The organism is Cellulosimicrobium sp. JZ28, assembly GCF_015327065.1.
GTDB classification, from domain to species: Bacteria; Actinomycetota; Actinomycetes; order Actinomycetales; family Cellulomonadaceae; genus Cellulosimicrobium; species Cellulosimicrobium funkei.
This window is the reverse complement of the sequence record NZ_CP017660.1, coordinates 2,411,245-2,433,104: the sequence shown is the minus strand read 5'-3', so window position 1 is coordinate 2,433,104 and position 21,860 is coordinate 2,411,245. Positions and strand designations below refer to the sequence as shown.

Annotated in this window: 21 protein-coding genes and 2 tRNA genes; 12 read left to right on the top strand and 11 right to left on the bottom strand. The window is 74.2% G+C overall.

Annotated features, from left to right (window positions below; translation table 11 throughout):
• Window positions 1–55: 55 nt before the first annotated feature.
• Together BJP59_RS11165 and BJP59_RS11160 are read right to left on the bottom strand one after the other, a co-directional pair.
• Complete coding sequence (locus BJP59_RS11165; RefSeq protein WP_194520955.1) at window positions 56–1,063, bottom strand: aldo/keto reductase; 1,008 nt, start codon at window positions 1,061–1,063, stop codon at window positions 56–58.
• Between the two features lie 10 nt (window positions 1,064–1,073).
• Window positions 1,074–2,294, bottom strand: a complete 1,221-nt coding sequence (locus BJP59_RS11160) for a heparan-alpha-glucosaminide N-acetyltransferase domain-containing protein (RefSeq protein WP_194520954.1) — start codon at window positions 2,292–2,294, stop codon at window positions 1,074–1,076.
• A gap of 129 nt (window positions 2,295–2,423) precedes the next feature.
• Here BJP59_RS11160 and BJP59_RS11155 point away from each other — a divergent pair, with 129 nt between their 5' ends.
• The 5 genes from BJP59_RS11155 (at window position 2,424) to BJP59_RS11135 (ending at window position 6,751) form a co-directional block, all read left to right on the top strand.
• Window positions 2,424–3,314 carry a methyltransferase domain-containing protein gene (locus BJP59_RS11155; RefSeq protein ID WP_194520953.1) on the top strand — a complete coding sequence of 297 codons (891 nt, stop codon included), beginning with the start codon at window positions 2,424–2,426 and terminating at the stop codon, window positions 3,312–3,314.
• A 31-nt stretch (window positions 3,315–3,345) separates the two neighbouring features.
• Window positions 3,346–4,128 (top strand): fumarylacetoacetate hydrolase family protein, encoded by a 783-nt coding sequence (locus BJP59_RS11150; protein ID WP_021483062.1) that lies wholly within the window; start codon window positions 3,346–3,348, stop codon window positions 4,126–4,128.
• Window positions 4,129–4,130: 2 nt separating this feature from the next.
• Window positions 4,131–4,397 (top strand): hypothetical protein, encoded by a 267-nt coding sequence (locus tag BJP59_RS11145; RefSeq protein WP_194520952.1) that lies wholly within the window; start codon window positions 4,131–4,133, stop codon window positions 4,395–4,397.
• A 66-nt stretch (window positions 4,398–4,463) separates the two neighbouring features.
• Window positions 4,464–5,966, top strand: a complete 1,503-nt coding sequence (gltX, locus tag BJP59_RS11140; RefSeq protein WP_021482938.1) for a glutamate--tRNA ligase — start codon at window positions 4,464–4,466, stop codon at window positions 5,964–5,966.
• Window positions 5,963–6,751 (top strand): HAD family hydrolase, encoded by a 789-nt coding sequence (locus tag BJP59_RS11135; protein ID WP_194520951.1) that lies wholly within the window; start codon window positions 5,963–5,965, stop codon window positions 6,749–6,751. The genes gltX and BJP59_RS11135 overlap by 4 nt, the downstream gene beginning before the upstream one ends.
• Window positions 6,752–6,934: 183 nt before the next feature.
• Here the strand turns inward: BJP59_RS11135 and BJP59_RS11130 are convergent, their stop codons facing one another.
• On the bottom strand, window positions 6,935–8,191 hold the full coding sequence (locus tag BJP59_RS11130) for a YeiH family protein (RefSeq protein ID WP_194520950.1): 1,257 nt from the start codon (window positions 8,189–8,191) through the stop codon (window positions 6,935–6,937).
• Window positions 8,192–8,260: 69 nt separating this feature from the next.
• Here BJP59_RS11130 and BJP59_RS11125 point away from each other — a divergent pair, with 69 nt between their 5' ends.
• The 4 genes from BJP59_RS11125 to BJP59_RS11110 all read left to right on the top strand — a co-directional run bounded on the left by BJP59_RS11125 (window position 8,261) and on the right by BJP59_RS11110 (window position 10,337).
• Window positions 8,261–9,184, top strand: a complete 924-nt coding sequence (locus BJP59_RS11125) for a LysR family transcriptional regulator (protein ID WP_086151189.1) — start codon at window positions 8,261–8,263, stop codon at window positions 9,182–9,184.
• 202 nt (window positions 9,185–9,386) lie between these two features.
• Complete coding sequence (locus tag BJP59_RS19805) at window positions 9,387–10,052, top strand: hypothetical protein (RefSeq protein WP_228485013.1); 666 nt, start codon at window positions 9,387–9,389, stop codon at window positions 10,050–10,052.
• 40 nt (window positions 10,053–10,092) lie between these two features.
• Window positions 10,093–10,164, top strand: a tRNA-Gln gene (locus BJP59_RS11115).
• 100 nt (window positions 10,165–10,264) lie between these two features.
• Window positions 10,265–10,337 (top strand) — tRNA-Glu (locus tag BJP59_RS11110).
• A gap of 199 nt (window positions 10,338–10,536) precedes the next feature.
• On the opposite strand, the gene BJP59_RS19800 is transcribed toward BJP59_RS11110, so the two are convergent.
• From BJP59_RS19800 to BJP59_RS11095, 3 genes are all read right to left on the bottom strand, one after another.
• Window positions 10,537–11,499 carry a PH domain-containing protein gene (locus BJP59_RS19800; protein WP_228485012.1) on the bottom strand — a complete coding sequence of 321 codons (963 nt, stop codon included), beginning with the start codon at window positions 11,497–11,499 and terminating at the stop codon, window positions 10,537–10,539.
• Window positions 11,500–11,501: 2 nt separating this feature from the next.
• Window positions 11,502–11,669: a hypothetical protein gene (locus BJP59_RS11100; protein WP_163187158.1), complete on the bottom strand. Its 168-nt coding sequence runs from the start codon at window positions 11,667–11,669 to the stop codon at window positions 11,502–11,504.
• Between the two features lie 182 nt (window positions 11,670–11,851).
• Window positions 11,852–12,571 (bottom strand): IclR family transcriptional regulator, encoded by a 720-nt coding sequence (locus BJP59_RS11095; protein WP_034654517.1) that lies wholly within the window; start codon window positions 12,569–12,571, stop codon window positions 11,852–11,854.
• A gap of 161 nt (window positions 12,572–12,732) precedes the next feature.
• On the opposite strand from BJP59_RS11095, the gene leuC reads away from it, so the two are divergent.
• Both leuC and leuD read left to right on the top strand, forming a co-directional pair.
• Entirely contained in the window at window positions 12,733–14,214 is a 1,482-nt protein-coding gene (gene leuC / locus BJP59_RS11090) for a 3-isopropylmalate dehydratase large subunit (protein WP_074809932.1), read from the top strand.
• Between the two features lie 57 nt (window positions 14,215–14,271).
• On the top strand, window positions 14,272–14,907 hold the full coding sequence (gene leuD / locus BJP59_RS11085) for a 3-isopropylmalate dehydratase small subunit (protein WP_076405679.1): 636 nt from the start codon (window positions 14,272–14,274) through the stop codon (window positions 14,905–14,907).
• Between the two features lie 195 nt (window positions 14,908–15,102).
• Here leuD and BJP59_RS11080 read toward each other — a convergent pair whose 3' ends face one another.
• The 3 genes from BJP59_RS11080 to BJP59_RS11070 all read right to left on the bottom strand — a co-directional run bounded on the left by BJP59_RS11080 (window position 15,103) and on the right by BJP59_RS11070 (window position 18,453).
• On the bottom strand, window positions 15,103–16,014 hold the full coding sequence (locus BJP59_RS11080; RefSeq protein WP_194520949.1) for an LLM class flavin-dependent oxidoreductase: 912 nt from the start codon (window positions 16,012–16,014) through the stop codon (window positions 15,103–15,105).
• 108 nt (window positions 16,015–16,122) lie between these two features.
• Window positions 16,123–17,430: a hemolysin family protein gene (locus BJP59_RS11075; protein WP_137281022.1), complete on the bottom strand. Its 1,308-nt coding sequence runs from the start codon at window positions 17,428–17,430 to the stop codon at window positions 16,123–16,125.
• 36 nt (window positions 17,431–17,466) lie between these two features.
• Window positions 17,467–18,453: a DUF808 domain-containing protein gene (locus tag BJP59_RS11070; RefSeq protein ID WP_194520948.1), complete on the bottom strand. Its 987-nt coding sequence runs from the start codon at window positions 18,451–18,453 to the stop codon at window positions 17,467–17,469.
• A gap of 261 nt (window positions 18,454–18,714) precedes the next feature.
• Between BJP59_RS11070 and lpdA the strand changes: the two genes are divergently transcribed.
• Window positions 18,715–20,121: a dihydrolipoyl dehydrogenase gene (lpdA, locus tag BJP59_RS11065; protein WP_021483176.1), complete on the top strand. Its 1,407-nt coding sequence runs from the start codon at window positions 18,715–18,717 to the stop codon at window positions 20,119–20,121.
• Between the two features lie 171 nt (window positions 20,122–20,292).
• Here lpdA and BJP59_RS11060 read toward each other — a convergent pair whose 3' ends face one another.
• Entirely contained in the window at window positions 20,293–20,736 is a 444-nt protein-coding gene (locus tag BJP59_RS11060) for a MarR family winged helix-turn-helix transcriptional regulator (protein ID WP_194520947.1), read from the bottom strand.
• Window positions 20,733–21,677: an alpha/beta hydrolase family protein gene (locus BJP59_RS11055; protein WP_194520946.1), complete on the bottom strand. Its 945-nt coding sequence runs from the start codon at window positions 21,675–21,677 to the stop codon at window positions 20,733–20,735. Before BJP59_RS11055 ends, BJP59_RS11060 begins: the two co-directional genes overlap by 4 nt.
• Window positions 21,678–21,860: the final 183 nt, after the last annotated feature.

Genomic DNA, 21,860 nt, shown 5'->3' with positions numbered 1-21,860 from the left:
TCGCGGTCGGGCCACACGACCGGCCGCCAGGCCGGCAGGAGCGCGGTGGGGCGGGTCAGAAGGGCGCGACCTTCCCGAGCGGCGGGAAGATCTCGTCGAGCTCGGCGAGGTCCTCGTCCGTGGGCCGCCACGCGCCCGCGGCGGCGTTCTGCCGCACCTGCTCGGGCTTCGTCGCACCCGCGATGACGCTCGACACCTGGGGTCGGGAGAGCAGCCACCCGAACGCGACCTGCACCTCGGTGATGCCGCGCACCTGGCAGAACGCGCCGAGCCGCGCGAGCGCCTCCCAGGGCGCGGACTCGAGCAGGTGCGGCTTGCTGCGCACGAGCCGGCCGTCGTCGGGCCGCGCGCCGTGCGCGTACTTGCCGGTGAGCAGGCCGTTCGCGAGCGGGAAGTACGGCAGGACGCCGAGCCCGTACGCCGCCGCGGCAGGCAGCACCTCGAGCTCGGCCGCGCGGTCGACGAGGTTGTACTGGTTCTGGGCGGACACGAACCGCACGGTGCCCGCCGCGCGCGCGACGAGCTCCGCCTCCGCGATCTGCCACCCCGCCCGGTTCGAGTGCCCCACGTAGAGGACCTTGCCCGCGCGCACGAGGTCGTCGAGCGCCGCGAGCGTCTCGTCGATCGGCGTCCGCGGGTCGGGGGTGTGGAACTGGTAGAGGTCGATGCGGTCGGTGCCGAGGCGGCGCAGCGAGTCCTCGACCGCCCGCACGACGTAGCGGCGCGAGCCGCGCGCGTCGAAGTCCGCCCCCGCGGCCCCGCGCATCGACATGCCGAACTTCGTCGCCACCACGACGTCGTCGCGCCGCGACCCGAGCGCCTGGCCGAGCAGCTCCTCGCTCAGACCCGGGCGGCCGCCGTACGTGTCGGCCGTGTCGAAGAACGTCACGCCCGCGTCGAGCGCGGCGTCGACGACGGCGCGCGTGCCTTCCAGGGTCTCCGTCGCCGTCGTGGGGCGCCCGAAGTTGTTGCACCCCAGCCCGACGGCGGACACCGCCAGGCCGGACCGGCCGAGACGGCGCAGGGCGGGGCGGGGGGCGGTGTCGTCGCTCGTGGTGGTCATGCGGCCGACCCTACGTCGGCCCGCGCGACGACGTGACGGCGGAGGCGCGCGCCGCGACGGACGCGACGAGCCGTTCCAGCGGGCCGCGGCCGAACGCCCAGCGCCAGAAGGTCGCGACCACCAGCGTCGCGAGCACGAGCGCGAGGAGCGGCCCGTTCGTCGTCTGCTCGTACGCCGCGTCGCCCCACGCCCACAGGACGACGATCTGGGCCGAGTAGACCGTGAGCGCCATGGCGCCGACCGCGGCGACGGGGGCGAGCACCCAGCGACCGACCCGGCCCGCGAACAGGCACAGCCCGAGCACCGCGACGGCGAACCCGCCCGACCCCACGACCTCGGGGAGCGTGTCCGTGTGCGGGCCCGCGAGCCAGAGGTAGGCGCTCGTCGGCCACGGGTCCGCCCACCCGAGCGGCTCCGGCCGGTACGCGCTCGACCACACCGCGGCCGCGTCCTCCACGGCCTGCGCCCCGCCGAGCGGACCCGTGAGCACCGCCGAGACGCCGTACCCGAGCCCGGCCGCCAGCAGACCGCCACCGACCAGCGCGACGCGCGTCGTCCTCGCGCCGAGGTCGGACCGCCCGATCGCGATCCCGACGAGCACGTACGCCATCCACACCACCGCCGGGTAGTGCCCCGAGACGAGGAAGTCGGTGAGCGCGCCCGACCCGTCGTCGGGCAGGTGGAGCCCGGCGCGCGCGAGCACCTCCGGGAGCCACAGGGCGAGCACCGGACCGACGACGGCGACCACGCCCGCGAGGACCAGGAGGTCCCGGCGCCGCCAGCGCAGGAACGGCAGCGCGAGCACGAAGTAGGCGGCGTAGAAGCCGAGGATGAGCAGCACGCGTGTGCCGAGCAGGTCCAGCAGCCCGGCCAGGGCGAGCAGGAGCACGGCGCGCACGAGGACGCGGGTGCGGTTCTGGAGCGCGGGCAGCCCGTCGAGCGGGGTGCGCCCGCCCGAGACGAGGGCGAGCGACACCCCGGCCACGAGCGCGAAGAGCACCGACGAGCGCCCGTGCGACAGCGAGAGCCAGCCGGAGACCTCGCCGAAGTCGTCCGTCGTGAAGCCCACGTGCGCCGCGAACATCCCGAGGACCGCGACCCCGCGCGCGACGTCGAGCCCCGTGACGCGGCCCGGCCCGCCGAGCAGGAGCGCGGCGTGGCGCCGCGTGAAGCCGGCGGAGGGTCGAGCGCGGTCGCCCGGGGCGGAGGTCGTGCCGGTCGCGGCCGTCATGGGGGGATTGTCCGTGCGCGGGCGCGCTCCCACCCCGTCGCCACGCCGGGGACGAGCCGCGCGGGGACCGCGCGCCCAGAGTGTGAGAACGGGGTCGAGAACGCCGCACCCGCGGCCTACGGTGCGGGTATGACGCACACCCCCCACGGCGCCGACGAGGCCGCCGAGCACCACGCCGACGCCCCCACCGGGGCAGGCAGCGACCCCGCGCAGGAGTCCGAGTCGTACACCCACGGCCACCACGAGTCCGTGCTGCGCTCGCACCGCTGGCGCACGGCCGAGAACTCGGCCGGCTTCCTCCTGCCGCACCTGCGCCCCGGCATGAGCCTCCTCGACGTCGGCTGCGGCCCGGCCACGGTCACCGTCGACCTCGCCGACCGCGTCGGCGGCGGGCGGGTCGTCGGCGTCGACGCGTCCGAGGCCGTCCTCGACAGCGCGCGCGAGCTCGCCGCCCAGCGCGGCACCGCGAACATCACGTTCCAGCACGCGAACGCCTACGAGCTGCCGTTCGCCGACGGCACCTTCGACGTCGTCTACGCGCACCAGCTCCTGCAGCACCTGTCCGACCCGGTCGGCGCGCTGCGCGAGATGCGGCGCGTCACGAAGCCGGGCGGGCTCGTCGCCGTGCGCGACGCCGACTACGCCGCCATGACCTGGTACCCCGAGTCGCCGGGGCTCACCGAGTGGAACACGCTCTACCACGAGGTCACCCACGCCTACGGGTACGAGGCCGACGCCGGCCGTCGCCTCTTCTCCTGGGTGCAGGACGCCGGGTTCCCGCTCGACGGGATCGAGCCCAGCGCGAGCACCTGGTGCTACGCCACCCCCGCCGACCGCACGTGGTGGGGCGGGCTGTGGGCCGAGCGCTGCGTCGCGTCGAACTTCGCCGTCCAGGCGAAGGAGTCGGCGCTCGCGGACGACGTCGCGCTCGAGCAGCTCGCGCAGGACTGGCTGCGCTGGGCCGAGGAGCCCGCGGGCTGGTTCGCCGTCCTCAACGGCGAGGTCCTCGCCCGCGCGTGATCGACCGGGCACGGCCGGATAGCCTGGGCCCGTGCGCATCGCGAGATTCACCACCGGAGACGACCCCCGCTACGCCCTCGTCCAGCAGGAGGGGGACCGCACGTACCTCGCGGTCCTCACGGGCGACCCGCTCTACATGCCCGTCACGCCGACGGGCGAGCGCGTCGAGCTGGGCGACGGCGTCCGGCTCCTCGCGCCGGTGATCCCGCGCTCCAAGGTGGTCGCCGTGGGCCGCAACTACGCGGACCACGCGAAGGAGATGGGCAACGACGTCCCGTCGAGCCCGCTGCTGTTCCTCAAGCCGAACACGTCGGTCGTCGGCCCGGACGACCCGATCGTCCTGCCCGACTTCTCGCAGGAGGTCTCGTACGAGGCCGAGCTCGCGGTCGTCATCGGGCGCCTCGCGAAGGACGTGTCGCCCGAGGCCGCGCCGGCGTACGTGCTCGGGTACACGGTCGCGAACGACGTCACCGCGCGCGACGCGCAGCGGACCGACGGCCAGTGGGCGCGCGCCAAGGGCTTCGACTCCGCGTGCCCCCTCGGGCCGTGGATCGACACCGACCTCGACCCCGAGGACGTCGGCGTCCGCAGCCGCGTCAACGGCGAGGTCAAGCAGGACGGCCGCACGAGCGACATGATCTTCGACATCCCGTTCCTCGTGTCCTACGTCTCCGAGGCGATGACCCTGCTGCCCGGCGACGTCATCCTCACCGGCACCCCGGCGGGCGTCGGGCTGATCGACGTCGGCGACCGCGTCGAGTGCGAGGTCGAGGGGCTGGGCGTCCTGAGCAACCCGGTCGTCCGGCGCGGCTGACCGTGGGACGCGGTCCGGGCCGCGTCGTCGCGCGGTGGGCGGGCTGGGGCGCCGTCGTCCCGTGCGTCGTCGTGGTCGTGCTCGCGGTCCTCGCGGTCGCTTCCGGGAACGTCCCCCCGGGCGAGGTGCTGGCGTACGCCGTCGTGCTGGCGATCATCCTGGTCCCGGGGTGCGCGCTCGCGGGCGCCGCCCTCGGCGCGGCGGTCGCGGCGACGCGGTCGTGGCGGGCCGGGCGCGCGGGAGGCGCGGCGGGGACCGTCCCGGGCTGAGACGAGGACGGGCCCGGCGCCGGACGCCCGGGCGGCGGACGGCGTCGGGCAACTAGGCTGGGAACCGTGATCCCCGCACCTGGTTCCTCGCCCGTCCGCGTCCGCTTCTGCCCGTCCCCGACCGGGACGCCGCACGTCGGGCTCATCCGCACCGCGCTGTTCAACTGGGCGTACGCGCGGCACACGGGCGGCACGTTCGTGTTCCGCATCGAGGACACCGACGCCGCGCGCGACAGCGAGGAGAGCTACCAGCAGCTCCTCGACGCGCTGCGCTGGCTCGGGCTCGACTGGGACGAGGGCGTCGAGGTGGGCGGCCCGCACGAGCCGTACCGGCAGTCGCAGCGCGCGGACATCTACCAGGACGTCATCGCGCGGCTCGTCGAGGGCGGGTACGTCTACGAGTCGTTCTCGACCCCGGAGGAGTCCGACGCGCGCAACGCCGCCGCGGGGCTCAAGACGAAGGGCTACGACAACTTCGACCGCACCCTCACGGACGAGCAGAAGGCCGCCTTCCGCGCCGAGGGCCGCGAGCCGGTGCTGCGCCTGCGGATGCCGGACGAGGACATCACGTTCACCGACGTCGTGCGCGGGGAGATCACGTTCAAGGCGGGCTCGGTCCCGGACTACGCGCTCGTGCGCGCGAACGGGCAGCCGCTCTACACGCTCGTGAACCCGGTGGACGACGCGCTCATGGGTATCACGCACGTGCTGCGCGGCGAGGACCTGCTGTCCTCGACGCCGCGCCAGATCGCGCTGTACCGGGCGCTGCTGGAGATCGGCGTCGCGCACGTGATGCCGGAGTTCGGCCACCTCCCGTACGTCATGGGGGAGGGCAACAAGAAGCTCTCCAAGCGCGACCCCGAGTCGAACCTGTTCCTGCACCGCGAGCGCGGGTTCACGCCCGAGGGCCTGCTCAACTACCTCGCGCTGCTCGGCTGGTCGATCTCGCCGGACCACGACATCTTCACGGTCACCGAGATGGTCGAGGCGTTCGACGTGCACGACGTGCTGCCGAACCCGGCGCGCTTCGACCTCAAGAAGGCCGAGGCGATCAACGCGACGCACGTGCGGATGCTCGCGCCGGAGGACTTCCGCGACCGCCTCGTGCCGTACCTCCACGCGGGCGGGCTCGTCCCTGCGGACTCGTTCGCCGACCTGTCGCCCCGCAACCAGGAGATCCTCACGGCGGCCGCGCCGCTCGTCCAGGAGCGCATGGTGCTGCTGGGCGAGTCGGTCGGGATGCTGGGCTTCCTCTTCACGGCCGACGACGCGCTCACGGTCGAGGAGGACGCGCGCGGCGCCCTGCGCGACGACGCGAAGGACATCCTCGCGGCGGCGATCGCCGCGCTCGACGTGCTGCAGGACGACGAGTTCGTCACCGCCGCCATCGAGGAGCGCTTGCGCGACGCGATCGTCGAGGGCATGGGCGTCAAGCCGCGCTTCGCGTTCACGCCGCTGCGCGTCGCGCTCACGGGCCGCCGCGTCTCGCCGCCGCTGTTCGAGTCGATGGAGCTGCTCGGCAAGGGCTCGACGCTGGAGCGCCTCGTGCGCCTGCGGGACGCGCTGTGACCGACGCCGCGGCCTCGGCGGGCGCGCCGCTCGAGGGCGTCCTGTTCGACGTCGACGACACGCTCGTCGACACGCGTGCCGCGTTCGCGCAGGCCATCGCCGCCGCGTCGCGCGTGTGGCTGCCGCACCTGCCCGAGGAGCGCTACGACGAGGTCCTCGCGCTGTGGCGCGCCGACCCCAACGGACACTACCGCGCGTACACGCGCGGCGAGGTCGACTTCGACGCCCAGCGGATGGCGCGTGCCAACGAGCTCCAGGCGGCGTTCGGCGGCGAGCTGCTCGACGACGCGGCGTACGTCGACTGGAAGGACCTCTTCTGGGGCACGTTCGAGGCGTCGTGGTCGGCGTTCGCCGACTCCCGCGGCGTCGTCGACGCGCTCACGGGGGCCGGGGTGCGCGTCGGGTCGCTGACGAACGCGCGCGTCGAGCTCCAGACCCGCAAGCTCGCGGCCGCGGGCCTGGCCGACGTGCCGCTGCTCGTCGGGGTGGACACGCTCGGCTTCGGCAAGCCCGACCCCCGCGTGTTCGCCGAGGCGTGCCGTCGTCTCGGCACCGACCCGGCCCGCACCGCGTACGTCGGCGACGAGCTCGACGTCGACGCGCGCGGCGCGCTCGCCGCGGGCCTCGTCGGTGTGTGGCTCGACCGCCCCGGCACCCGCCGCGGCGGCCCGCACCCGGAGGACCCGACGTCGGCCCGCGCGTCGGGCGTGCACGTCGTCCACGGCCTCGACGGCCTCCCTGCGACGCTCGGCGTCGCGGCGGCGCAGACACCCGCGCCGAGGTAACCCCCGGCCCTGCGAGGCACAGCCCCCGCCCGCGAGGTAGAGCCCCCGCCCCGTGAGGTAGAGCCCTGGTTCCGCGAGGTAGATCCCTGGTCATGACCAGGGATCTACCTCGGCCTACCGGGCCTCTACCCCGGCCTGCCGGACCTCTCCCTCGGGGGACCGGGCCGCTTCCTCGCGGGGCGGTCAGGCGAGGAGCAGGACGCCCACGAGGGCCGTCGCGGTGACGAGCACCGCGGAGAGAGCGCCCAGCACGAGCGACCGCCGCCCGGTGCGCACGAGGGTCGGCACATCCACGCCGAGCCCGAGGGCGAACATCGCCGCGACGAACGCGAGCGTCGAGGCCGTGACGAGGACGGCGAGCACCGGCGCGGGCACGACTTCGAGGCTGCGGAGCGCCACCGCCGCCACGAACCCGACGACGAACCACGGCACCGGGGCGACGCGGCGCTTCTCGACCTCGGCACCCGCGCCCACGCCGCGGGGCTCGCCGTCGTCCGCACCGGTCGACGGCGCGGCGCCCGGCGCCCCGAGCGCGCTCGTGCTCGCGAGCGCCGACGCCGCGCGTCGGGCCCCGCGGGCCACGACGACCCCGGCGACGGCGACGAGCGGCGCGAGGAGGGCCACGCGCGCGAGCTTCGCGACCGTCGCGGTGGCGAGCGCCGGCGCGGAGATCGTCCCGGCCGCGGTGACGACCTGCGCGACCTCCTGGACGCTCGCGCCGATCCAGAGCCCGGCCCGGTCGTCGGTGAGCCCGAGCAGCCCTGCGAGCCAGGGCAGCACGACGATCGCGAGGGTGCCGTAGACGGTGACGAGCGCGAGCGCGGTGGCGACGCCGTCGTCGTCCTCGCGCACCTCGTCGGGCGTGCGACCCGGCCGGTCCACGACGCCCTGCATCGCGGAGATCGCGGCGGCCCCGCACACGGAGAAGCCGGTCGCGACGAGCAGCGTCGTCACGCGCGGCACGCGCAGCACGCGGCCGAGCGCGAGCGTCCCCGCGAAGGTGACGGCGAGCGTCGTCGTGACGACGACGAGCCCGCGCCAGCCCAGCCCCAGCACCTCCGGGAGCGAGAGCTGGAAGCCGAGCAGCACGACGCCCACCCGGAGCACCACGCGCGACGTCCACGCGACGCCGGGACGCGTCGCGGCGACCGTCGCCCCGCCCCTCCGGGTCGTCGCGAGCCGGCCGAGCACCGGGGCGACGAGCGCGCCCAGGACGAGCGCGACGACCAGCGGAGACACCGTCGGGACCAGGCGCGCGCACGCGAGCACGAGGAGCGTCGCCGCGCCGACGAGGACGAGCCCGGGGACGAGCGCGCGCGGCCCGCGCGGTGCGTCGGGGCGCCGGTCGGGTGCGGGCGCCGGGGGAGCGGCCGTGGCCACCGGGGCGCCTCGGGTCGCGAGGGCCTCCGTGCGCGTCGAGGGAGGTGCAGGGTGGTTCATGCTTCCAGCGTGCTGCGGCCGGTGCGGCGGCAGAAGAGCGATTTCCCTCGCGAGGCATAGAGTGGGCCTATGGCCCCGACCGCCCGCGACAGGACGTCCCTCTCCGCGCTCGAGCTGCTCGTCGCGACCGACTCGCACGGGTCGATCAGCGCGGCGGCCCGCGCGCTCGGCGTCGCCCAGCCCACGGCGTCGGCGGGCCTGCGCGCGCTCGAGCGCCGTCTCGGCCTCGACCTCCTCGAGCGCACGACGCGCGGGTCCCGGCTCACCGAGACCGGCCGCGCGACGGCGGCGTGGGCGCGCGAGGTGATCGAGGCCTCCGACCGCTTCGAGACCTCCGTCGCGGCGCTGCGCGACGCCCCGGCCGCCCGGGTGCGGGTCGCGGCGAGCCTCACCGTCGCGGAGTACCTGGCGCCGCGGTGGCTCGCGCGGCTCGCGCTCGAGGGGGCGCCGGGCGGCGGGGCTCCCGACGTCGAGCTCGTCGTCCGCAACTCGCGCGAGGTGACCGACCTCGTCCTCGACGGCGGCGTGGAGCTCGGGTTCGTCGAGAGCGCGACGCTGCGGCGCGGGCTGCGCAGCCGCACCGTCGCGCACGACCGGCTCGTCGTCGTCGTCGGTCCGGCGCACCCCTGGGCGCGCCGCAGCGCCGTGCGCGTCGACGAGCTGCTGTCCGGGGGGCTCGTCGTGCGCGAGCGCGGCTCGGGCACGCGCGAGACGCTGGAGCGCGGCCTCGCGGCGCTCGGCGAGCGCCTGCCGGACCACCTGCCCTACCTCGGCTCCACCGCGGCGCTGAAGACGGCCGTGCAGCACGGCGGGGCGGTCGCCGTGCTGTCGAGCCTCGCCGTCGCCGACGACGTCGCGCGGGGCGCCCTCGTTCGGGTCGCGGTGCCGGGGCTCGAGCTGGACCGCCGGCTGCGGATGGTCTGGAAGGACGGCACGGCGCTCTCCTCGGCCGCGCGCCGCATCGCGGCGGCTGCCGCCGCGGCGTCGGGCTGACGGGCCGGCTCAGCCCGGCGCGTCCGCGCGCACGCTCGCGTCCCAGCGCCAGCGCGTGCGCCGCGGCCGACCCGGGAGCTCGCCCCGGCCGGTCGCCCAGAGGAGCACGGCGTCGGGGTCCTCGTCCGGACCCGTCTCGACGTCGGGGAACAGGCGCGTCAGCGCCCGGGCCGCCAGCCCCCGGGGGGAACGGGGTGGGTGCGTGCGTGAGCCCGAGCAGGACGTCGTGGCCGTGCACGAGGACCTCGACGACCCCCATCGCCGCGAAGCCGTCGGCGTCCGAGACCCCGTACGGGTGGAAGGCGCGCGCGTCCGCCGGTCGCGTCTCGGCGAGCGTCGCGAGCAGCTCCCCGCCGCCGACGAGCGCCTCGACGAGCCCCGCCGTCCCGGCTGCGCGGTCGACGTGCGCGATCTCGCCCTCGCCCCGGGGGCCCACGAGCGGCACGTACGCGAGCGCGGGGAGCGCCGCGAGCTGGAGCGCGTAGGCGAGGAGGTCGTCCACGACGTGCTCCGTCGTCGTCCAGCACGACCAGCGGACCGGCCCGGCCTGCGCGTCGAACGCCGACACGGGCTGGTCCACGAGGCGGTCGGCGAGCCATCGGACGGCCACCCGGACGTCGTCGCCCGTGACGACGCCCGCTGTGCTCGGCGCGGCGACGCGTCGATCCGCGGGCGCACCAGGGTCCGGGGAGTGTCCAGGGCTCATGCCCTGACGGTGCCAGACGGCGGCCGTGCCCGTCGACCGCAGGACGCGCGCGTCGCCCGGCCGCTCGGGCGCGCGGAGCGCATTTGGTCCGCGTCGGCATGTCCGGTAATGTTCTCGGCCGGTGGGACCTCCACGGGAGGGAGCCAGGGGACGGGTCTATGACTCGTCGTCACGGCCTCTCGACGCGGATCGGTTACCCCCTTGGGGTATGGTGTAATTGGCAGCACGAGTGATTCTGGTTCACTTAGTCTAGGTTCGAGTCCTGGTACCCCAGCGAAGAGCTCCGGCTCTGGATCTCGCGGTCAAGACCGCGAGAAACATGAGGTAGAGTTCTCACCGGAGAAACGGACCGGAAACGGTACGAAGCTCCACAGGCCCCCATCGTCTAGCGGCCTAGGACGTCGCCCTCTCACGGCGGTAACACGGGTTCAAATCCCGTTGGGGGTACAGAAGAAGGCCCGGTCACCATCACGGTGACCGGGCCTTCGTCGTTTCTTCTTGATGCCCGACGCCCGATGCCCGATGACCGCGCGTCGATCGACGACGTGCCGTGGCCGATGCCCGGTGTGACGCACGTCGCGTAGCGGGCGAGACCCCGCGAGGGTCAGCCTCGGGGCTGTGCCGTCGGGCGGGTGGTGCGGTCGGGTCAGGGAGCGTCGTCGCGCCCGGGGCCGGGCTCGTACGGCTTCGGGATGGGCGTCGACGACGGCCGTGGGGGCGTGACCGGCACGTACGTCGCGCGGTGCTCGCCGGAGACCGTCCAGCCCTGCTCGTCCTCGCCGGGCCCCGCCTGCCGGCCGTCGGGACGCGCGGCGTCCCGCGCCGCGTGAGCGTCGCCGGTCACGGGGATCGGCTGGGTGGGCCCGCTCGACGCGCCGGCGGACCGGCCGGGCACGACGACGACCCGCGGGTCCGACGGGAGCGGTGCCGGGGGAGGCGGGGTCGTGGCGGCCGGGCTGCGTCCGTCCCACGCGGGCGCGGGCTCGACCGGAGGCGGCTCGGCAGGCTGCGGCGGGCGCGGCGCGGGCGGCGGCACGGTCGCGGGCAGCGCACCCGCCGTCGTCGCAGCGGCCCCGCCCGGGCCGACCGGCGCTCCCCCCGGGCGGACGCCCGGGATGAACAGCGTGTCGCACAGCAGGCGGTAGGTCCGGTCGGGTCGTGCGACCCAGTCGATCTGGCGCAGCGCCTGGTCCTGCCCGGCGGACTCGAGCAGGAACTGGCCGTAGCCCAGCACGCGCCCGACGAGCGAGCGCCCGTAGTTCATGTCCGTCACCTTGGTCAGCGGCATCATCGCCACCTTGTGCGTGATGAGGCCGTAGAGCAGGAGCAGGCGCTTGTCCGTGGCGACGAACCACTCGTTGCGCCACTCGAAGACCTTCCACACCAGGCGCGCGGCGAGGATCAGCCACAGCCACCACAGCACGAGCACGCCGTCGCCGACCGCGGGGCCGGCCTGCACGACGAGCCAGGCGATCACGACCGCGCCCGCGACCGTCGTCGCGACGGGCTCGACGAGCATCCCCCAGTGGTGGCGCGTCGCGATCACGACCCGCTCGCCGTTGAGCACGTAGCGGTCCAGGATCCTGCTGCGAGGTCCGCCGCGGGCCACGGTCAGTCCAGGAGCGAGCTGAAGAACTGGCCGATCGAGCGGAACGCCCCGACGATCACGTCCCAGATGCCCTCGACGATGTCGGCCGCGCGGTCCGGGCTCGTGACGATCGCGTACACGGCGAAGATCACGAGGACCCAGATCAGGGCGGCCTTCAGCTTCGGGTGCATCGGAACTCCTCGTGTCTCGGGATCGGACGGTCAGCGGTCGCCCCCGCGACCGCTGCGCTGTCCGGGCGTCGGGCACGCACAGCATGGCAGCAGCCGGGGACATTTTGACAGGGCGCGTCCCGTTTGCGGCCCGCGGCACGCCGACGCCGGCCCGGTGCGGGCCGGCGTCGGCGTCGGCGTCCTCACTCGCCGGCGCGGCGCAGCACCTCGGTGAGGCGGTTCGCGGCGGCGACGACCGAGCCGGAGTGCAGCCGCCCGGGCTGTCGGCTCAGTCGCTCGACCGGGCCCGAGATGGAGACGGCGGCCACGACCCGGCCCGACGGGCCGCGCACGGGCGCGGAGACCGACGCGACGCCGAGCTCGCGCTCGGAGACGGACTGGGCCCACCCGCGGCGTCGGACGCCGGAGAGGATCGTGGCGGTGAAGACGGCCTCGCGCAGCCCGCGGTGCAGCCGGTCCGGCTCCTCCCACGCGAGGAGGACCTGGGCGGCGGAGCCCGCGTTCATGGTGAGCGTCGCGCCGACGGGGATCGAGTCGCGCAGGCCGACGGGGCGCTCGGCGGCCGCGACGCAGATGCGGTGGTCGCCCTGGCGGCGGTAGAGCTGGGCGCTCTCGCCCGTGTGGTCGCGCAGCGCCGTCAGCACGGGGTTCGCAGCGGCGAGCAGGCGGTCCTCGCCGGCCGCGGTCGCGAGCTCGTTGAGCCGGGGGCCGAGGACGAACCGGCCCTGCATGTCGCGCGCGACCATGCGGTGGTGCTCGAGGGCGACGGCGAGGCGGTGCGCCGTCGGGCGGGCCAGGCCCGTGGCCGTGACGAGCTGGGCGAGGGTGGCAGGTCCGGACTCCAGGGCGCCCAGGACGGAGGCCGCCTTGTCCAGCACTCCGACTCCGCTAGTATTGTCCATAGGTCGATATTGACGTCTCACGCACTGAGATGCAAGTCCGGCACGGATGTTCCACCCGCTGGACGTCTTCCCCGGCAGGATGCCGGACGGCGGACCATCGACCCAGGCGGCTCTCCGTACCCCCCAGGAGGACCGTGACAGACGACGAGGAGATGAGCTACATGGCCGGCACGCTGGCGGAGAAGGTCTGGGACGCGCACCTGGTGCGACGAGGCACCGACGGGTCGCCCGACCTCCTCTACATCGACCTCCACCTCGTGCACGAGGTCACCAGCCCCCAGGCGTTCGAGGGGCTGCGCCTCGCGGGCCGCCCGGTCCGCCGCCCCGACCTCACCATCGCGACCGAGGACCACAACACCCCGACGCTCGACATCGACCTGCCGATCGCGGACCTCACGAGCCGCACGCAGATCGACACGCTGCGCAACAACGCGCGCGAGTTCGGCGTCCGCATCCACTCGCTCGGCGACGCCGACCAGGGCATCGTGCACCAGGTCGGGCCGCAGCTCGGGCTCACCATGCCCGGCCTGACGGTCGTGTGCGGCGACTCGCACACCTCGACGCACGGCGCGTTCGGCGCGCTCGCGTTCGGCATCGGCACGTCCGAGGTCGAGCACGTGCTCGCCACGCAGACGCTCCCGCTCGCCCCGTTCAAGACCATGGCGATCAACGTCGACGGCGAGCTGCCGCCCGGCGCCACGAGCAAGGACATCATCCTCGCGATCATCGCCAAGATCGGCACCGGCGGCGGCCAGGGCTACGTCCTGGAGTACCGCGGCGAGGCCATCCGCAAGCTCTCCATGGAGGCGCGGATGACGATCTGCAACATGTCGATCGAGGCGGGCGCGCGCGCCGGCATGATCGCCCCGGACGACACCACGTTCGAGTACCTCAAGGGCCGCCCGCACGCGCCCGAGGGGGCCGACTGGGACGCGGCCGTCGAGTACTGGCGCACGCTGCGCTCCGACGACGACGCCGTGTTCGACACCGAGGTCACGCTCCGCGCGTCCGACCTCGAGCCGTTCGTCACCTGGGGCACCAACCCCGGCCAGGGCCTGCCCATCTCCGCGACCGTGCCCGTCCCCGAGCAGATCGCGGACGAGAACGAGCGCGTCGCCGCCGAGCGCGCGATCGAGTACATGGGCCTCACGCCCGGCCAGCCGCTGCGCGAGATCCCCGTCGACACCGTGTTCATCGGGTCGTGCACCAACGGTCGCATCGAGGACCTGCGCTCGGTCGCGAAGGTCGTGCAGGGCAAGAAGAAGGCCGACGGCGTCCGCGTCCTCGTCGTCCCGGCGTCCGCGCGCGTGCGCCTCCAGGCCGAGGCCGAGGGCCTCGACCAGATCTTCCTCGACTTCGGCGCGGAGTGGCGCAACGCCGGCTGCTCGATGTGCCTCGGCATGAACCCCGACCAGCTCCAGCCGGGCGAGCGCGCCGCCTCGACGTCGAACCGCAACTTCGAGGGCCGCCAGGGCAAGGGCGGGCGCACGCACCTCGTGTCGCCGCTCGTCGCCGCCGCCACCGCGCTGCGCGGGACGCTCTCCTCGCTGAGCGACCTCGACCTGCCCGAGGGCACCGACATCACGTCCTTCGACGGCACGCCGCTCGCGCCGCTCGACCCGCGCGTCCTCGTGCAGGTCTGAGCCACCCGCGCCGCGCTGCCCCACTCGTCGCCCCGAAGACCCGAAGAGGTTCCTGCCATGGAGAAGTTCACGACCCACACCGGCGTCGGCGTCCCGCTGCGCCGCAGCAACGTCGACACCGACCAGATCATCCCCGCCGTCTACCTCAAGCGCGTGACGCGCACCGGGTTCGAGGACGCGCTGTTCGCCGCCTGGCGCGGCGACCCCACGTTCGTCCTCAACCAGGACGCCTACCGTGCAGGCTCCGTGCTCGTCGCCGGGCCCGACTTCGGCACCGGCTCGTCGCGCGAGCACGCCGTCTGGGCGCTCAAGGACTACGGCTTCCGCGTCGTCCTCGCGTCGCGCTTCGCCGACATCTTCCGCGGCAACTCCGGCAAGCAGGGCCTCGTCGCGGGCATCGTCGCGCAGGAGGACGTCGAGCTGCTCTGGAAGATCCTCGAGACCAACCCGGGCACCGAGGTGACGGTCGACCTCGTCGCCCGCACCGCGTCGGCCCTCGACGTCACCGTGCCGTTCCAGATCGACGACTACACGCGCTGGCGCCTCATGGAGGGCCTCGACGACATCGGCCTCACGCTCCAGCACGAGGACGAGATCTCCGCGTTCGAGGCGACGCGCGCGTCGTGGCGCCCGAAGACGCTGCCGGCGAAGACGCTGCCCAAGGTCGAGATCGAGGCGGCGCGGCCGGTCTGATTCTTCGGGTCCGTGGTCGGGGGGCGGGCTCTGGGGTGGTGACGACGGGTCTACCATCCGCAGGGCTCGTCCCTCGCCCTGCTCCCGCCAGGCCCGCCACGACCCGTCGTCACCACCCCAGAGCCCGCCCGTGATCGTGTCGCCGACACGTCGCGCGGCCGAGCCCGTGCGTGCGTCGCCTCGCCCCGTCCCTGCTCAGGGACGGGGCGGGCCCGCATGGATCGCGGCGAGCAGCGACTCCGGGGTCGCGGTCTCGGGGTTCCAGCGGGACTCGACCCACCAGGTCGCTCCGGCGTCGGCGAGGCCGGCGAGCTGGTCGGCCGCCGCGGAGCGGTCCGCCGGGAGCTCGCCCTGGACGACGACGTCGAACGGCCGGGCCGCGTCGAGGCCCAGCTCGGCGCGCCGCGTGGTGAGCCACGCGACGAGGGCGGAGACGTCGTCGGGCGTGGGCACGTCGAAGCCGCGGTCGCCGCGGAGCTGGAGCACGATCCCGTCGGCGCGCAGGGTGCGGTCGAGCGAGCGCACCGGCGGGCGCTCGGCGTCCCACACGCCGACCGGCCACACCGGCACGTGGTGGCCGACGACGGCGCGCTCGACCGGGCGCGGCAGGAACTGCATCTCCCCGGTCCGCACGTGGGTTCCCTCGAAGGTGAACCGCTCGCCGGTCCACGCGCGGTCGAGGTAGGCGAGCGCGTCGTCGAGCAGCTCGGCGCGCTCGCGCAGCGACTGCGGCTGACCCGGCACGGCGGAGAAGCCGCCGTCGTCGAGCACACCGACGCCGACCGGCAGCACGAGGCGACCGCCCGACAGGTGGTCGACGGTCAGCGCCTGGCGCACGACCTCCCACGGCTTGCGGCGGGGGAGCGCGAAGACCATCGCCCCCAGCGTGATCCGCTCGGTCCGGACCGCCGCCGCGGCGAGCACCGCCCACGGGTCGAACGTGTCGACCGGCATGGACAGCAGGCTCAGCCCGTCCCACGAGAAGAACCCGTCCCAGCCGGAGTCCTCCGTCCCGACCGCCATCTCCAGCACCTGGGCGGCGGAGCCGAAGCTCCCGACCACCCCGACCTTGATCCCCGACCCTGTCCCCGTCCTCGCTGCGCTCATCCACCCGACGCTACGCGGCCCCACCCACACCGCTGAGTGCAGGAAATAGTCGCGTCCAAGGTGCCGGGACGCGACTGTTTCCCGCACTCAGCGTCGTGCGCGCAGCGGTCAGGGGAGCGGGACGACGTCCACGCGCACGATGCGCCGCCGCGCGACGTCGGTCACCGTGAGCCGGTAGCCGTCCGCGTCGACGTGGTCGCCCACGACGGCGAGGCGCCCGAGCTGCGCCAGGACGAAGCCGGCGACGGTCTCGTACGGGCCGTCGGGCAGCTCGACGCCCGTGCGACGCGCGAACTCCTCGATCGTCTGGCCGGCGTCGACGCTCGTCGTCGCGCCGTGCTCGCGCGCGGGCGACGGCTCGTCGGCGTCGTACTCGTCACGGATGTCGCCCACGAGCTCCTCGACGAGGTCCTCGAGCGTGACGATCCCGTCGGTGCCGCCGTACTCGTCGACGACGACGGCGATGTGCACGCCCTCCCGCCGCATCTGCGACATCGCGGGCAGCACGGTGTTCGTCGCGGGCAGCGCGAGGATGGGCCGCACGACGTCGCGCACGGTGAGGGCGCGCCCCGTCGTCGGGTCCGTCGGCGGGTGGTCGGGGCAGTCCCGGCCGAGCAGGTCGCGCACGTGGAGGAAGCCGACGACGTCGTCGAAGTCGTCGCCCGTCACCGGGTAGCGCGAGTACGGGCCCGCCGCGACCGTCTCGGCGGCGTCCGCGAGGGGGGTGTCGGCCGCGAGGAACGCCACCTCGCCGCGCGGCGTCATCGCCTCGGCGAGCGAGCGGTCGCCCGCCGCGAACACGTCGTCGAGGATGCGGCGCTCGTCCTCGGGCAGCGACTCGTGGGCGAGCACGATCTCGCGCAGCTCCTCCTCGCTCATCTCCTCGCTGCGCGCCGAGGGGTCGCCGCCGAGCAGCCGCACGACGCCGTCGGTCGAGCGCGACAGCAGCCAGATGACGGGCCGCATGAGGGTCGCGAACCGGTCCAGGGGAGGGGCGACGACGAGCGCGACGCCCGCCGAGCGCTGGAGCGCGATGCGCTTGGGCACGAGCTCGCCGAGCACCAGGGAGAGATAGGCGATGACGAGCGTGAGCCCCACGAGCGCGACGGTGTCCGCGAGCCCGCTCGACAGCCCCAGGTCCTCGAGCGCGGGCGCGAGGTCCGGCGCGAGCGTCGACGCGCCGTACGCGGCCGAGAAGAACCCCGCCACGGTGACGCCGATCTGCACGGCGGCGAGGAAACGGTTGGGGTCGCGCGCGACCGCCGCGACCCGCGCGCCGCGCGCCGACTGCTTCTCGATGCGGGCGACCTGGCTCTCGCGCAGCGAGACGAGCGCGATCTCGGTCCCGGCGAAGACGCCGCCGACGAGGATGAAGAGCAGGACGAGGCCGATGTTGGTCCAGGTGCCGGAGTCCATGCCTCATCCAACCAGGCCGCTCGGCCCGGCGTGGGCTCAGCCGGCGGTCGGGGCCGGGCCGTCCGGCGTCGTCGGCTCGGTCGCGGCGGGCTCGCCGTGCTTGCGGCGCGGGATCAGGTGCGCCACGAGGACCACCACGCCGCCGACCAGGATCCCGACGACGGCGGAGCACGCCGTGTTGACGAGCCAGCCGAGGAACCCGCCCACGCCCGCGACCCCGGTCACCGCGTGCTCGAGGTGGTGCACGACGTCGTACGGGCCGTGCCAGCCGAGGTCGTACGTGCCCTGCAGCAGGATGTGGCCGCCCACCCAGAGCATCGCGACGATCCCGACGATCGAGATGACGGACATGACCTTCGGCATCCCGCTCACGAGCCCGCGCCCGAACGACTGGACCCAGGGCGTGTCGCGCTTCGCGAGGTGCAGGCCGATGTCGTCCATCTTCACGATGAGCGCCACGACCCCGTAGACGAGGACCGTGATGAGGATCGCGACGATCACGAGGATGATCAGACGCGACCAGAAGTTCTCCGAGGCGACCTCGTTGAGCGCGATGACCATGATCTCCGCGCTGAGGATGAAGTCGGTGCGGACCGCGCTCGAGACCACCGAGTCCTCGTCGACCGCCTTCTTCTCGGTCTTCGTCTCGACCTCGGCGTGGTGCCGCCCCGAGACGAGCTCCCACAGCTTCTCCGCGCCCTCGAACGCGAGGTACGTGCCGCCGAGCATGAGCAGCGGCGTGAGGAGGAAGGGCAGGAACTGGCTCAGCAGCAGGATCGCCGGGAGGATGAAGAGCAGCTTGTTGCGCAGCGACCCCGTCGCGATGCGCTTGATGACCGGCAGCTCGCGCTTGGCTGCCAGGCCCTCGACATAGCGGGGCGTGACGGCGGTGTCGTCGATGACGACGCCCGTCGCCTTCGCGCTCGCACGCCCGGCGGCGGCACCGACGTCGTCGATCGAGGCGGCCGCGAGCTTGGCGAACGCCGCGATGTCGTCCAGGAGGGCAGCGAGTCCGAAGGCCATGGGTGGGTGCTCCGTGCGCCGACCCGTGTCGCCGCGCACGGGCCCGCTGGTCGAGTGGACGCGGCCGCAGCATCGTAGCGACTCCGCCCCCACCACGCGTCGCAGGACCGCACCCGCCGGCGCCGGGGCGCCGAGCACGGGACCGGCGACCGGATCGAGGCGATTCCGGTCGCCCACCCCGTGCTCGGCGCCCCGGCGGTGTGGCGGACGTCGCGCACGCGGGCGCGCCACGGCCGATGCTGCGCCAGTAGGCTTGAGGCCATGGCATCCCACTACGACGTCGTCGTCCTCGGTGCAGGTCCCGGTGGTTACGTGGCCGCGATCCGTGCAGCCCAGCTGGGTCTGTCGGTCGCGGTCGTGGAGGAGAAGTACTGGGGTGGGGTGTGCCTCAACGTGGGCTGCATCCCGTCCAAGGCGCTCCTGCGCAACGCCGAGCTCGCGCACATCTTCCAGCACGACGCGAAGACCTTCGGCATCTCCGGAGAGGTCAGCTTCGACTTCGGCGCGGCGTTCGACCGCTCGCGCACCGTCGCGGAGGGGCGCGTCAAGGGCGTGCACTTCCTCATGAAGAAGAACAAGATCACCGAGTACGACGGCCGCGGCACGTTCCGCGACGCGCACACGCTCGACGTGAAGCTCGCCGACGGCTCGACCGACCAGGTGACGTTCGACAACGTCATCATCGCGACCGGCTCGAAGGTGCGCCTGCTCCCGGGCGTCGAGCTGTCCGAGAACGTCGTCACGTACGAGAAGCAGATCCTCACGCGCGACCTGCCCCGCTCCATCGCCATCGTCGGCGCGGGCGCGATCGGCATGGAGTTCGCCTACGTCCTCAAGAACTACGGCGTGGACGTGACGATCATCGAGTTCCTCGACCGCGCGCTGCCCAACGAGGACGCCGACGTGTCGAAGGAGATCGCCAAGCAGTACAAGAAGCTCGGCGTCAACCTGCTCACCTCGACCGCCGTCCAGACGGTCAAGGACAACGGCGCCGACGGCGTCACCGTCAGCTACAAGGGCGTCAAGGACGACAAGCCGGGCGAGATCGTCGTCGACAAGGTCCTCATGGCCGTCGGCTTCGCGCCCAACGTCGAGGGCTTCGGCCTGGAGAACACCGGTGTCCAGCTCACCGAGCGCGGCGCCATCGCGATCGACGACGTCATGCGCACCAACGTCGAGCACATCTACGCGATCGGCGACGTCACCGCGAAGCTCATGCTCGCGCACGTCGCGGAGGCGCAGGGTGTCGTCGCGGCCGAGACGATCGGCGGGGCCGAGACCCTCACGCTCGGCGACTACCGCATGATGCCGCGCGCGACGTTCTGCCAGCCGCAGGTCGCGAGCTTCGGCCTCACCGAGCAGCAGGCGCGCGACGAGGGCTACCAGGTCAAGGTCGCGTCGTTCCCGTTCATGGCGAACGGCAAGGCGCACGGCCTCGGCGACCCGGTCGGCTTCGTCAAGCTCATCTCCGACGAGACCTACGGCGAGCTCCTCGGCGGCCACCTCATCGGCCCCGACGTCTCCGAGATGCTGCCCGAGCTCACGCTCGCGCAGAAGTGGGACCTCACCGTCAACGAGGTGGCGCGCAACGTGCACACCCACCCGACGCTGTCCGAGGCCGTCCAGGAGTCGATCCACGGTCTCGCGGGGCACATGATCAACTTCTGACCCGTCAGACGCGGTCGCCCGCGCGGGCGACCACCCGAGCCGAGGCCCGGACCTGCTTTCTCCAGGTCCGGGCCTCGCGCTGTCCCATGCCCGTGCGCACGCGGGGACGACGTGCCCCCGCGCGCCCTCGCAGGGGAGGCCGACGGTCCGCCGGGCGACCCGCCGGTGCGGCTAGGTGAGCGTCCGCGTCACGTGCTCGAGCCAGCGGGCGACGGTGGCCAGCTCGTCGGGGGTGAAGCCTTCGGTGAGGCGGTCGTTCAGCTCGGCGAGCGCGGCGCGCACGTCGTCGAGCGCCACGGTGCCGGTGGGCGTGAGGTCCAGGCGGACGGTGCGGCGGTCGTCGGGGTCGGGGCGACGGCGCACGAGGTCCGCGCGCTCCATGCGGGCGAGCAGGCCGCTGGTGCCGGCGGGGGAGGCCTGCAGCGCGGCCGTCACCTCGCCGATCGTCGCGCCGGGGTGGGTGGCGAGGTGCAGCAGCACGCCGGCGGCGGCGGCCCCGAGCCCCGGGCCTCCGTCCCCGGTCGTGCGCGAGCTGCCGCGGCGCGCGATCCAGCGCCGCATCTGGCGCTCCGCCGCGGTGGTGAGGAACACCAGCCGCGGCGGGCGGCCCGTCATCGTCGCGGCTTCCTGGCGGGGAAGTGGACGTTCCCGTCCTGCTGCGACGGGGCGGCCGCGGCGCGGGCGTCGAGCCAGGCGACGAGCTCGGGCCAGAGCGTGTCCCGCAGGCCACGGCGGAAGAAGCCCATGTGGCCGATCGCCTCCACGCCGCCGTCGGCGGGGCTCCAGGTGCGGCGCTCGACGTGGGCGGCCGTGAGGCGGTCGGTGATCGCGTCGATCTGCGCGGGCGTGGCCCACGGGTCGTCGGTGAACCCGACGGCGAGGACGTCGCCCGTGACGCGTGCCGCGTCCGCGGCGGCGTGCATGGTCGGGTCGTCGAAGAAGTAGCCCGGCATGGTCGACCAGCGGCTCCACTCGAGCATCGCGGCGGCAGGCATGTCCTCCCCGAGGCTCAGACGACGGCCGGGGACGTGGCCGAGCACCCGGGCCGTCGCGGGGCCGAGAGCCCGCAGGATCAGTCGGACGCGCGCTCGCTCGGCGCGGTCGGGGATCGCGGACGTCGCGGCGACGTGGGACGCGACCGTGACGAACCCGGCCAGGCCCCGTGAGCCCTTGCCGAGCGCGAGCGCGTGCCCGCCGATGCTGTGCCCGACGGCGAGCTGGGGCACGTCGCCGAAGCGCGGGCGGGCCCACGCGGCGACCGCGGGGACGTCGTCGGCCATCCAGTCGCGCATGCGCAGGCCGCGGTGGTCGCGGGGGCTGCCGGACCGGCCCGTGCCGCGGTAGTCGTAGGTGACGGCGACGTACCCGTGGGTGGCGAGGAACTCCGCGAACCCCGTGTACAGACGCTCGGGGACCGCCGTCGCGGGGTGGATCACCACGACACCGCGGGGGGACTCCTCGGCGGGCTCGCGCACCGTGCCGACGACCCAGCCGCCCGCCGGGATCTGGATCCGCAGCTCCTCGGAGCCCACCGTCGCCGGGCTGTTGTTTCGCATGCGAAGTACCCTAGCGGGCTGCGTGGGTGAGGTCGTGCGTGCCCTGAGAGCCGCGCGAGGGAGAGGTGCTCGAGCAGCTCGCGGACGGGCTCCGCAGGCCGTCGTGCTCGCGTACCGCGTGGGTCTGGTCGCAGCGGACTAGGGCGCGCGTCCTCGGCGCACGGGGCGGGCGCGCTGCGAGCG